The 12,188-nt window shown below is 42.6% G+C and carries 8 protein-coding genes; 5 read left to right on the top strand and 3 right to left on the bottom strand.

Annotated features, from left to right (window positions below; genetic code table 11):
- Nucleotides 1–12: 12 nt before the first annotated feature.
- Together copM and ABFV72_RS03695 are read right to left on the bottom strand one after the other, a co-directional pair.
- The gene (gene copM / locus ABFV72_RS03700) at nucleotides 13–867 is read right to left on the bottom strand and encodes a CopM family metallochaperone (protein ID WP_347162482.1); all 855 of its coding nucleotides are present in this window, start codon (nucleotides 865–867) and stop codon (nucleotides 13–15) included.
- 213 nt (nucleotides 868–1,080) lie between these two features.
- Complete coding sequence (locus ABFV72_RS03695; RefSeq protein WP_347162481.1) at nucleotides 1,081–1,695, bottom strand: pseudouridine synthase; 615 nt, start codon at nucleotides 1,693–1,695, stop codon at nucleotides 1,081–1,083.
- A gap of 437 nt (nucleotides 1,696–2,132) precedes the next feature.
- Between ABFV72_RS03695 and icd the strand changes: the two genes are divergently transcribed.
- A complete protein-coding gene (gene icd / locus ABFV72_RS03690; RefSeq protein ID WP_201568397.1) occupies nucleotides 2,133–3,392 on the top strand; it encodes an NADP-dependent isocitrate dehydrogenase in 1,260 nt (419 codons plus the stop codon).
- Between the two features lie 234 nt (nucleotides 3,393–3,626).
- Here icd and ABFV72_RS03685 read toward each other — a convergent pair whose 3' ends face one another.
- Nucleotides 3,627–5,846 carry an NADP-dependent isocitrate dehydrogenase gene (locus ABFV72_RS03685; RefSeq protein WP_191114679.1) on the bottom strand — a complete coding sequence of 740 codons (2,220 nt, stop codon included), beginning with the start codon at nucleotides 5,844–5,846 and terminating at the stop codon, nucleotides 3,627–3,629.
- Between the two features lie 607 nt (nucleotides 5,847–6,453).
- Here ABFV72_RS03685 and ABFV72_RS03680 point away from each other — a divergent pair.
- From ABFV72_RS03680 to ABFV72_RS03665, 4 genes are all read left to right on the top strand, one after another.
- On the top strand, nucleotides 6,454–7,836 hold the full coding sequence (locus tag ABFV72_RS03680) for a GNAT family N-acetyltransferase (RefSeq protein WP_347162480.1): 1,383 nt from the start codon (nucleotides 6,454–6,456) through the stop codon (nucleotides 7,834–7,836).
- A gap of 98 nt (nucleotides 7,837–7,934) precedes the next feature.
- Nucleotides 7,935–8,435: a chorismate--pyruvate lyase family protein gene (locus ABFV72_RS03675; RefSeq protein WP_347162479.1), complete on the top strand. Its 501-nt coding sequence runs from the start codon at nucleotides 7,935–7,937 to the stop codon at nucleotides 8,433–8,435.
- A 448-nt stretch (nucleotides 8,436–8,883) separates the two neighbouring features.
- Nucleotides 8,884–10,140 carry a serine hydroxymethyltransferase gene (gene glyA, locus ABFV72_RS03670; RefSeq protein WP_347162478.1) on the top strand — a complete coding sequence of 419 codons (1,257 nt, stop codon included), beginning with the start codon at nucleotides 8,884–8,886 and terminating at the stop codon, nucleotides 10,138–10,140.
- Between the two features lie 409 nt (nucleotides 10,141–10,549).
- Complete coding sequence (locus ABFV72_RS03665; protein ID WP_347162477.1) at nucleotides 10,550–12,085, top strand: alanine/glycine:cation symporter family protein; 1,536 nt, start codon at nucleotides 10,550–10,552, stop codon at nucleotides 12,083–12,085.
- Nucleotides 12,086–12,188 lie beyond the last annotated feature (103 nt).

Genomic DNA, 12,188 nt, shown 5'->3' with positions numbered 1-12,188 from the left:
AGAGATATACGTTTACTGCTCTTTAGCTCTGTTATCTAGGTTATCTGGATTCTTATTATCGGTAGTTTCAGGCTCAATATTTTCATCTACAGAGCTATCGTCTTCGTTGCTACTTGCAGCCTCAAGCGCAGCAATCCAGTTTTTCATCACATCAATTTCAGTTTGCTGGTTATCAATGACGTCTTGCGCCAACTGACGCATCTCTTCATCTGTCCCATATTCGAGCTGAACTTTTGCCATATCAACAGCGGCAATATGATGCGGTAGCATGCCGCGTGCAAATGCCATATCAGGTACGGGATCAGCCACACCCAAAGTCATTTCGCCATGCATATTTTGCATGCTTTTAGCATATGCTTGCTGCATTTCCACAGTATTTGGCTTAGGTTTGGCAGCATCAGGATGGCTAGCCAGCCACTTGTTTAAGACGTCGATTTCAGCTTGCTGTGCCGTGATGACGTCTTGAGCAAGTTGGCGCATCGCTTCGTCAGTGCCATATTTGAGCTCTATTTTTGCCATCTCTACCGCGCCGCGATGATGTCCCAACATGCCTTTAGCAAAAGCGGTATCAGGATCGTTATAACCCATACCAATCATCATCTCGTCATGCATTCTAGTCATTGATCTCGTATAGTCTCTGAGCATGTCACTCATTTGAGACTCATCACTGATACTGTTATCGCTGTCATTTGTTAGAGTATCATCTGCCATACCGTCATGCTCAGCATGTGGCATATCAGTCACTGACGGTGAGGTTTCTTCCGCAGGATTTGATTGGTTGTCCTCAGTCGTTGGCTGACAGGCGCCCAATACAAGCGCTGCAGAAATGCTAGTGACCAACGAAAGAAAACGACGAGAAGCAATCATGACATATCCCTATTGTGAAAAAACCAAACGATAAATGGATAATACCTATTATACATAATCAATTACGTGCTGAATGTTAGCAGATAAACCTTACCCATTCGAGACACTATGTTTAACAGGTCGTAATATATTAGTGTCAGAGCTTTATATTAGGGGCTAAATAGCCAAACAGTGTGAACTAATCAACAATATATAAACTTAAAACCATCTAAACTAGTTAGAAATACCTAGCTGACGACAATGTTCGCTAGTTAGGTGAACGCGTACAGACTCCCCAACAGCTAACTCACCTAGCTCAAACCCTGCCACCGACCAACGTATCAAACGCAGACAAGGCAGACCGACGTGCGCTGTCATACGTCTGACTTGGCGATTTTTACCTTCGTATATTGTTAGCATTAGCCATGAGTCCGGTACGCTTTTACGCTCACGTATTGGTGGATTACGTTGCCAGAGTACCATCGGTAGCTCATCTTCACTAACGTGTCTGACCTCAGCAGGTAGCGTTTTACCATCTTTTAAAACCACGCCACGTTTAAGCTTATTGATTTGCTCAGCAGTAGGGATTCCTTCTACTTGCACTAAGTAAGTTTTACCTTGTTTGCGCCCTGCATTTGCTTTTGGCGGATGAGTAATTGCTTTGTTAACGCGACCATCATCGGTCAAAATCAGCAAGCCCTCTGAAGTAGCATCTAACCGACCAGCAACTCGCAAAGCCTTATCGGTAAAGTATTGCGATAGGGTGGTGTGGTCGTTATTACTGTCATCTCTGAACTGACTTTGCACGCCGTAAGGCTTATTGAATAAGATGAGACTAGAAGTAGACATAAAATGGTGTTTCCTAGTTTGTGATGGACAATGAATCATTGTAGCGTATGTTTTGTAATGCAGAGCTAGTATTAAGCGACAAGACTAAAGGTGATATATTTAATGTGCTGTATGCCACATGACCTGCTACAAAAGTAGGACAGCGCTTGTATAAATTTGCTGTTATCCTAAATCCGCATTCTAATAGTGGTATTTATATTCTTAATAGAGAAATATCTACTATCTGTAAGCGGCAATCATTGTTTGGGTCTCTATTTTAATTTTTTAGCTTCGAGCTATTTTTCATATCGTTCAAACCAATGCTGCAAGTGTCGTACTCATCAAGGCTTTGCTTAACCGATAAGCACCCAGAGCGTTATAACTATAATAAAACGGTTAGCATAACAAAGTGTCTAGTTCGCTTGCGACGTCCAACATACAACCAAGGAGTATCATCGATGTCATATGATAAGGTTATCGTGCCAAGAGACGGCGAAAAAGTGACCGTAAACGCAGATCTCACATTAAATGTTCCTAACCATCCGATTATTCCGTTTGTGGAAGGTGATGGAATCGGTGTAGATATCACGCCTGTCATGATAAAAGTAGTCAATGCTGCGGTTGATAAAGCGTATCACGGCAAGAAGTCTATCATTTGGATGGAGACTTATCTTGGTGAAAAAGCAGCGAAAGTATATGACGGCGATTATTTGCCAAGCGAGACGCTAGAGATTCTAAAAGACTACGTCATTAGTATCAAGGGTCCATTGACCACGCCAGTGGGTGGTGGCTTTAGTTCGTTAAACGTCGCAGTGCGCCAAAACCTTGACCTGTATGTGTGTCAACGTCCAGTACGTTGGTTTGAGGGCGTACCAAGCCCAGTACAGCATCCAGAGCTGACGGATATGGTTATCTTCCGTGAAAACACAGAAGACATCTACACAGGTATCGAGTGGAAAGCGGGCAGTGATGATGCCAAAAAAGTTATCAATTTCTTAAGAGATGAGATGGGTGTGACTAGTATTCGCTTCCCTGAAGACTGCGGCATCGGTATCAAGCCTGTTTCAAAAGAAGGCTCTCAGCGCTTAGTACGCAAAGCAATTCAGCATGCCATTGATAATGATCTGCCAAATGTGACCCTAGTGCATAAAGGCAATATCATGAAGTTTACTGAAGGCGCATTTAAGGATTGGGGTTATGAGCTAGCGGCAGAGCGTTTTGGTGCAGAGTTATTAGATGGTGGACCATGGATGACCATGAAAAATCCAAAAACAGGTAATGATATTATTATTAAAGACGTCATCGCTGATGCGTTCTTGCAGCAGATTTTGATGCGTCCTGCAGATTATTCTGTAGTAGCAACGCTCAATCTAAACGGTGACTATATCTCTGATGCATTGGCGGCTGAAGTAGGCGGTATTGGTATCGCGCCTGGTGCAAACAAAGGTGGTGCAATCGCTGTTTATGAAGCGACGCACGGTACTGCGCCCAAGTACGCTGGTCAAAATAAAGTAAATCCAGGCTCATTGATATTGTCTGCTGAGATGATGCTTCGTGATATGGGCTGGACGGAAGCAGCAGATCTTGTTATCAGTGGTATCCAAGGGGCGATTGCCAATAAAACAGTCACCTATGATTTTGAGCGTCTGATGCCAGATGCTACCTTACTGAGTACTTCAGAGTTTGGTAAGGCGATTATTAAGCATATGGAAGCCTAAAACTACTTAAACTCTAAGCATTCTATTTTATTACTATGTATTAAAAGCCGCCTGATTATATAGGTGGCTTTTTTTATTTCACTCTTTATAAAGATTGTAGAAAACACAAAAAAACACCTCAACGTTCGAAAACGGTTGAGGTGTTTTTTACTAAGACTTAAACTCGCATAATCGCTTCTGAGTATAAAACCTAAAAGCGATTAGACTTAATGGTTTAAGAGCAATCGCTTAAAATTATAGCGATGCCAACGTCTCGTTAAACAAAGCGCTTGGACGCATTGCTTTCTTAGCCAATTCTTCATCAGCATAGTAGTAGCCTTTAATATCTACTGGCTTGCCTTGAGCTTGGTTAAGTTCTTTAACGATGGCTTCTTCGTTCTCTTTTAGCTTTTGCGCGAATGGTGTAAATTGCGCTTTTAGCTCGCTATCTTTATCTTGCGCTGCAAGCTCTTCTGCCCAGTACATTGCTAGATAGAAGTGGCTACCACGGTTGTCCAACTCGCCAGTTTTACGTGATGGTGACTTGTCGTTTAGTAGCAGTTTTTCTGTTGCTGTATCTAGCGTGTCTGCCAAGATTTGAGCTTTAGCATTGTTGTCGTTGTTTGCTAGATGCTCCAAAGATACCGTCAATGCCAAGAACTCACCAAGTGAATCCCAACGTAGATGGTTCTCTTCTGTCAGCTGCTCAACATGCTTCGGTGCAGAACCACCAGCACCAGTTTCAAACAAACCGCCGCCTTTCATTAATGGTACAACTGATAGCATCTTGGCACTGGTACCTAGCTCTAGGATAGGGAACAAGTCAGTTAGGTAATCGCGTAGGATGTTACCGGTCGCAGAGATAGTATCTAGACCACGAGCAACACGCTCTAGGGTATAACGCATCGCACGAACCTGAGACATAATCTCGATATGTAAGCCAGTAGTATCATGATCTTTTAGATACGTTCTAACTTTTTTGATTAGCTCGTTTTCATGTGGGCGGTATGGGTCTAACCAGAAGATAACAGGCGTATCTGATTCACGAGCACGGCGTACGGCAAGTTTTACCCAGTCTTGGATAGGCTCATCTTTAACCTGACACATGCGCCAGATATCACCTTTCTCAACACGTTTTTCGAGTAATACTTCATCAGTATCAATATCGACGATACGTGCAATACCAGCATCGCTAGACTCAAAAGTCTTGTCATGCGAGCCATACTCTTCAGCTTTTTGAGCCATTAGGCCAACGTTAGGAACGGTGCCCATTGTTTTTGGATCAAAGTTACCATGCCATTTGCAGAAGTTGATCATTTCTTGGTAAATACGCGCAAAGGTAGACTCTGGCATGACGGCTTTACAGTCATACATTTTGCCATCAGCGCCCCACATTTTACCGCCTGAACGAATCATCGCTGGCATAGAAGCATCAACGATTACATCACTTGGAGAATGGAAGTTGGTGATACCTTTTGAAGAGTCAACCATCGCCAGACGTGGGCGATGCTCTTGACACGCATGTAAATCACGCTCAATCTCTTCACGCTTTGAAGCGGGTAGCGTTGAGATCTTGTCGTATAGATCTGCCATACCGTTGTTGACGTTGATACCTAGCTCATCAAAGAATGCGCCATGTTTTTCGAAAGCTTCTTTGTAGTAGATTCTAACCGCATGACCAAAGACGATAGGATGCGAGACCTTCATCATGGTTGCTTTTACGTGTAATGAGAACAAGATACCAGCTTCGCGGCAATCTTCCATTTCACGCTCATAAAACTCTAATAATGCTTTTTTGCTCATGACCATCAGATCGATGACTTCTTTATCAAGCAAAGCAATTTTAGGCTTTAATACTTTTTGAGTACCGTCATCAAGTAACAACTCCATACGTACGGTACGAGCTTTATCTAATGTCATAGATTGCTCGCCATCGTAGAAGTCGCCGCCATGCATGTGTGATACGTGCGTGCTTGACCATTGCTTCCACTCACCCATAGAGTGTGGATGCTTACGTGCATAGTTTTTAACTGCTTTAGGAGCGCGGCGATCTGAGTTACCTTCACGCAGTACTGGGTTCACTGAACTGCCTAAGCTTTTGCCATAGCGCTTGCGTAGCTCTTTTTCTTCGTCAGTTTGTGGATCTTCTGGGAAGTTAGGAATAGCATAGCCTTTGCTCTGTAGCTCTTTGATAGCAGCTTTTAACTGCTGTACAGAAGCACTGATGTTTGGCAGTTTGATGATGTTGGTATTTGGATCTTGAGTCAGACGACCTAGCTCAGCTAAGTTGTCAGGAACACGTTGCTCTTCGGTCAAGTATTCAGGGAATTCGGCCAATATACGCGCTGCAACAGAGATGTCGCTGGTTTCAACTTCAACGCCTGCTGTTTTAGTGAATGCTTCGACAATAGGTAAGAACGACAGAGTCGCCAGCGCTGGGGCTTCGTCAGTTTTTGTATAAATAATTTTTGACATTTTAGTTAGATCTTCCTTTAGGCTGTAGTTAATAATAAAGCTCAAATATAGTGTTGAATATGCGTCAATGATACTATGCAATAATCCATGATATGGTTAGAACAAGTACTTCATATGTAGCTTCTTAGAAATTTTTAAGACAGGTCAGACATTTTCTTTTAATAATATTCATGAAAAAAGCATTTAAAGGCAACACGTTAACGGTCGGTGTAAAATCGCCTAAAAGTGAATCACTGACGCTACATTATAATCAATCCACTATAAATCCGATAGGATGTCAATCGTATACCATGAACTAAGTATACTGTTTTAGCTCGTATCCTATGGTTTCGAATTATACTAAGCTAATAACAACCTTATTCTACCAGTCATCGGCTTCGATATCATCTTTTCCATACAACTACTGTTTTTTCATGACGTTTTATATTGATCTTACTGCCCATGAGCGCAGTCTTGCAAACCACCCGCGTTATCGTTGGTGGTTTTTTATTGGATGCAGATAAGTTTTTGCAAATTGTGACAGCAATGACGTAAAAATTTGCTAGTCTAGGTCATAAATAGATTGGTTATCGATAAATATATCGCGATTATAATAGTGACGGTGAATATGAGTTTAGAGTATGCGCTGATTAATGATACCAGCTGGCAGAGCCAAACAGAGTGGCAGACGTCAGATACCCCTTTTATGTCATTCGCTTTTTGGCAAGCGCTGACTGACACCGGAGCAATTGGTGAGCAGGCAGGGTGGCTACCGATATTTATTTTGGTACATCGTGTCACAGGCGCTACTAGTAGTGCCGATAGTGAAGATAACACCGACACCTTAGTAGACACCGCGGCAGAAAATACATTGCAGCCTGTGGCCATCATGCCAGTGTTTATAAAAGGTCATCATCGCGGTGAGTTTGTATTTGATCATGCATGGGCTGAAGCTTATGCACGCTATGGCGTTGATTATTATCCGCGATTGGTCACTAGCTCACCGTATACACCGATTACTGGTCAAAGGATTTGGTTGGCAAAAGGTGAAACCTTGAATGAAGATATCCTTAAAACAGCCATCGCAGGTATCGATGATATCGCTCAACAAGTGGGCGCCTCAAGCTGGCATGGACTATTTGTGACACCTAATTTGGCCTCTATCGCCACCACATCTATGCCAACTGAAATTAATGTAGAGCTTGCCATAGCGGCTCAAGAAAGCGGCGTAGAGTCAGCTAATATTGAGCTACCGATATTTGAGCGTCAAGGTTGCCAGTTCTTATGGCAAAACAAAGACTTACTTAATGACAGTAAGCCATTTGCAGATTTTGATGCTTTTTTGACGACCTTAAAAGCTAAAAAGCGTAAAACCATTCGGGCTGAGCGCCGTAAAGTTGTCGAGCAAGGCATTAGTTGCCAGCGCAAGTGCGGAGATGCTATTAGCGATGCTGACTGGAAAGCTTTTTATCACTGTTATGTGATGACCTATGCAGTACGCGGACAGCAGCCTTATTTGACGATAGACTTTTTTATGGCATTGGCAGAGAGCATGCCTGAGCATATAATGCTTGCGCAAGCACTCGATGCCAGTGGTGAGATTATCGCGAGTAGTTTGTTCTTATATGATAGACCTGATAGTGACAATGTTGATGGTGACAAGGCTGATGGCGATAATAATGCTACCTTATATGGTCGTTACTGGGGCGCGCTAGGTGAATATGACAGCTTGCATTTTGAGCTGTGCTATTACCAAGGTATTGAGTTTGCTATTGAGCAAGGGTTGATATCTTTTGATCCTGGTACGCAAGGCGAGCATAAGTTGGTACGTGGTTTTATCCCAACCACGACCCATTCTATCCACCGTATCTATGATCCGCGTTTTGTACCGGCGATTAGCGATTTTTGTGCTAGAGATCGGCTACATATGGCGCAGTATCGTCAGCATGCCTTTGAAGCTTTGCCTTTTAATGCTGACAATATGCCTGCATTTGATGGCAGTGCTTCATAGCAGTAATTTATAACGGCAATCAGCTGTGCTCACTTTGCTTCTATTTGCGAACACTTTCTAACTATCAAACATCCTATAAAAAATACTAGCTATAAACTATGACCAGCAATACTCTCAGTTCTACAAGTAGCCTACCTCCTACTGAACTCTTACCTTGGCTAAATGCTGAAGGTTCTCTCACTGCGATATTAGAAGAGAGGGCAGGGCAGCCGCTGCGCGTAAAACGCAGCTTTGAGGGCTATCGTTCGCTGACTTTAGGACAAAAAAAGCAGCTGGGTGTACGAGGCATGATGCTAAATCGTCCAATGCTGGCATGGGTACGGGAAGTGCAGCTATATGGCAATGATGACATGCCATGGGTGCAAGCACAGAGTATCTTTCCTTTAAACAGTCTAAAAGGTCAGTCTCGTCGTCTTCAACATCTGAAAAACACACCTATTGGCTACGTTTTATTTAAGCGTCGCCGTACCTTGCCAAATGAGCGTTTTATCAGTCATACCAGTGACGGTTGGCAACGACAAACGCGTTATGACTGGCATGGTCGTAAGATAATGATTAGTGAAACGTTCCTACCTGCGTTTTTATCTAGCGACCTGTAAAAATATTTTATGCCTAAAACAGCATAAAAGTGCAAGCAAGAGAAAAAACTCAGCGGGTAAATCCTTTATTTTATTGGCTATTTATCTGTGTTATATAGTCATTTAATTCCCTCATCTTAAGGTGAGGTTTTTTTGCGCTCACAGCATAAATTTTCATGTTACACTTAATCTTTCGCGATGATATCGATGCAAATGTACATCGATTTTATTGACGAATCAGTCAAGTTAATAACAGGTCAGTCGCCTGTATTTATTCTTATTTCAATCTTTGCTAATAGACTCCATTCACAATAATGGTCATACCATAAAACAGACTACAAAAAAACAGCGTGCAGAAGTATCAAGCTTACTTCAGCGACGTTGACGCAGTAGTTGTTTTATTGTGGGCAGGCTATAAGCTTCTTTTCAATGACGTTTTTTAATGACAGTCACTACTTAGGACATCACTATGTTTAAAGATATTTCTATCAAAGATTTTGATCCAGTACTTGCTGAAGCGATGGCCGCAGAAAGCGTTCGTCAAGAAAACCACATCGAGCTTATCGCCTCTGAAAACTACTGCTCACAAGCAGTGATGGAAGCACAAGGTACTGACCTTACCAACAAATACGCAGAAGGCTATCCTGGCAAGCGTTATTATGGTGGTTGTGAGCATGTGGATGTGGTTGAGCAATTGGCCATTGACCGTGCTAAAGAGTTGTTCGGTGCAGAGTATGTGAACGTTCAGCCACATTCTGGTAGCCAAGCAAACTCAGCCGTATTTTTAGCATTGCTAGAAGCAAATGACACTGTACTAGGCATGAGCTTAGACGCTGGTGGTCACTTGACGCATGGCGCACACATCAACTTCTCAGGTTTGAACTACAATGCCGTACAGTACGGATTGGTAGATGGCACTGGCCTTATTGATTATGACCAAGTAGAGAGCTTGGCGCGTGAGCATAAGCCAAAAATGATCATCGCTGGTTTCTCAGCGTATTCACAAGTAGTCGACTGGCAGCGTTTCCGTAATATCGCGGACGAAGTAGGCGCGTATCTATTGGTCGATATGGCTCACGTTGCAGGCCTAGTTGCTGGCGGAGTTTATCCAAACCCAGTACCTTTCGCTGATGTGGTCACAACGACGACGCACAAAACTCTACGTGGCCCACGCTCAGGTATGATTTTGTCGCGTGATGAAGTATTGGCTAAAAAGCTAAACTCAGCTGTATTCCCAGGCAACCAAGGTGGCCCGTTGATGCATGTCATCGCAGCAAAAGCAGTTTGCTTTAAAGAAGCGTTAGAAGATAACTTCAAAACGTATCAGCAGCAAGTAGTGAAAAACGCACAAGCTATGGCAAAAGTGGTTCAAGAGCGCGGCTATGAAGTCATCTCTGGTGGTACTGAAAACCATCTAATGCTGATTAGTCTCGTTAAGCAAGAAATGACGGGTAAAGAAGCGGATAAATGGCTTGGTGAAGCACACATCACTGTCAACAAGAACGCTGTACCAAACGATCCAAAATCACCATTCGTGACTTCTGGTATCCGTATTGGTACGCCAGCGATTACTACTCGCGGTTTCAACGAAGCACAAGCGGGTGATTTGGCAGGTTGGATCTGTGACGTACTAGACAGCCGCGGTGATGAAGCGGTTGCTACTGAAGTACGCTCTAAAGTAGAAGCTATCTGTGCAGAATTACCAGTCTATGCTAAAAATCAGTAAACTTTAGAATGGTAATAAAGAAACCGCTAAGCTTTTGCTTAGCGGTTTTTTTGTTATTGCTCTCTATAAATATTAGAGAATTTAACGCAAACCTGTATTGGTACTGCTATTTAGCTCTTTTTAATTATATTTCAGTCTGTTGTTTAACCTGAAAATCACTACCGACATTTTTCGATAAGTGTAGTGATCTTGACTGAGTTCTGGTATTAATTTTAAGGAGCTAAGTTGATGTTTAATGAAGAAAAATGTGTAAATCCCTTTGTTTATACAAAAATATTAGTATATAGTCAGTATTGAAGTTCTAGTAATAATACTAATACAAATTATAATAAATAGTTACACTTTGTATTAGTATCGCTGTAATTGATTGAATAATTATATAAATATTATTTTCAATAGAGGGATTTACATGAAAAAACAATCTTTAGTCGCAACGATGCTATTACTCAGCACGACTCTTGCGCAAGCAGCAGAACAATCAGGTTTAGCAGCATTTGGAGCAGGTCTCGATGGCTTTATGTCCAATATATTTGGCTGGTTCGTCGACCTTATTTTCTTTTCAGTACCTCTTGGAGACGTCAGCTTCCCGCTCATTGTAGGTTGGTTATTAGTTGCTGCACTCGTATTTACCTTTTACTTTGGATTTATTCAGTTTCGCCAAATAGGCTTGTCTCTAGATATCGTCAGGGGCAAATATACCGATCCCAATCCGGCTAATAAAGAAGAAGGCGAGGTCAGCCATTTTCAAGCTTTAGCTACTGCGTTATCAGGTACTGTTGGGCTTGGTAATATCGCAGGCGTTGGTGCAGCACTTGCTATTGGTGGACCTGGCGCTACCTTTTGGATGATTATGGTCGGCCTATTTGGTATGGCGACTAAGTTTGTAGAATGTACGTTAGGTGTCAAATACCGTACGGTACTACCATCTGGCGTCGTATCAGGTGGCCCTATGTACTACCTAAGCCGCGGTATGGCTGAACGTGGTATGGGCGGATTAGGTAAGTTTCTGGCTGTTGGTTTTGCACTTATGTGTATATTGGCGACCTTTGGTGCTGGTAACATGTTCCAGGGTAACCAAGCCTTTGCAGTCATGAGCTCTACTTTTAGCATTCCAACGGATTACAGTGTATTCTTTGGTATTGGCTTAGCATTTTTAGTCGGTATGGTTATCATTGGTGGTATGCCACGCATCGCAACCGTTACCGAAAAAGTCGTACCTTTTATGGCTTTGTTATACATTACTATGGCGGTAATCGTACTGATTGCTAACTTTAATCATATTGGCGCTGCATTTGGCGAGATTTTCTCGGGTGCCTTCACTGGCGCTGGTGTGGCTGGTGGATTTATTGGTGCATTGATTCAAGGTTTGAAACGTGCCACTTTCTCTAACGAAGCGGGTGTTGGTTCAGCCGCTATTGCTCACTCAGCAGTAAAAACCAAAGAGCCTGCTACTGAAGGTCTAGTAGCGCTATTAGAGCCTTTTATTGATACGGTTGTTATCTGTACGATGACGGCACTTGTTATTACTATCTCTGGGGTGAACACTGCCGCAAACTTACAAACCCAAGCGCTTACTGGTGTGGATCTAACCCGTGCAGCCTTCATGGAAACGGCGCCTATCTTCCAGTATTTCCTAGCTGTCGCGGTATTGTTGTTTGCTTTCTCAACGATGATTTCATGGTCATACTATGGTCTAAAAGCTTGGACTTACCTCTTCGGTGAAGGTAAAGGCGGCGAGATGATATACAAACTTATCTTCTTAATCTTCGTTGTTATCGGTACCATCGTACAGTTCAGCTTCGTTATCGACTTCTCAGATGCGGCTCTATTCGCTATGGCGATCTTTAACATCATCGGTCTGTACTTCTTGATGCCAATTGTGAAAAGAGAGGTTAATTCTTTCATAGCTCGTGTGAAAAGTGGTGAAGTTAAAAAGTATAAATAATGGGTTTGATTGAATACTCTATTATAATTTGATAATTAAAAAAGCCCGCCAAGATGAGTCTTGGCGGGCTTTTCGATGGCTGGTATTTGTTATTTACTAGATA

It is taken from the genome of Psychrobacter proteolyticus (genome assembly GCF_039762275.1).
Lineage (GTDB): Bacteria > Pseudomonadota > Gammaproteobacteria > Pseudomonadales > Moraxellaceae > Psychrobacter > Psychrobacter proteolyticus_C.
This window is presented reverse-complemented; position numbering and strand designations above follow the sequence as displayed.

What these genes read in the sequence shown, in the direction of transcription:
- copM (WP_347162482.1), bottom strand. Translation starts at nt 867, where the DNA reads ATGATTGCTTCTCGTCGTTTTCTTTCGTTGGTCACTAGCATTTCTGCA.
- icd (WP_201568397.1), top strand. Translation starts at nt 2,133, where the DNA reads ATGTCATATGATAAGGTTATCGTGCCAAGAGACGGCGAAAAAGTGACC.
- ABFV72_RS03685 (WP_191114679.1), bottom strand. Translation starts at nt 5,846, where the DNA reads ATGTCAAAAATTATTTATACAAAAACTGACGAAGCCCCAGCGCTGGCG.
- ABFV72_RS03680 (WP_347162480.1), top strand. Translation starts at nt 6,454, where the DNA reads ATGAGTTTAGAGTATGCGCTGATTAATGATACCAGCTGGCAGAGCCAA.
- ABFV72_RS03665 (WP_347162477.1), top strand. Translation starts at nt 10,550, where the DNA reads ATGAAAAAACAATCTTTAGTCGCAACGATGCTATTACTCAGCACGACT.
- glyA (WP_347162478.1), top strand. Translation starts at nt 8,884, where the DNA reads ATGTTTAAAGATATTTCTATCAAAGATTTTGATCCAGTACTTGCTGAA.
- ABFV72_RS03695 (WP_347162481.1), bottom strand. Translation starts at nt 1,695, where the DNA reads ATGTCTACTTCTAGTCTCATCTTATTCAATAAGCCTTACGGCGTGCAA.
- ABFV72_RS03675 (WP_347162479.1), top strand. Translation starts at nt 7,935, where the DNA reads ATGACCAGCAATACTCTCAGTTCTACAAGTAGCCTACCTCCTACTGAA.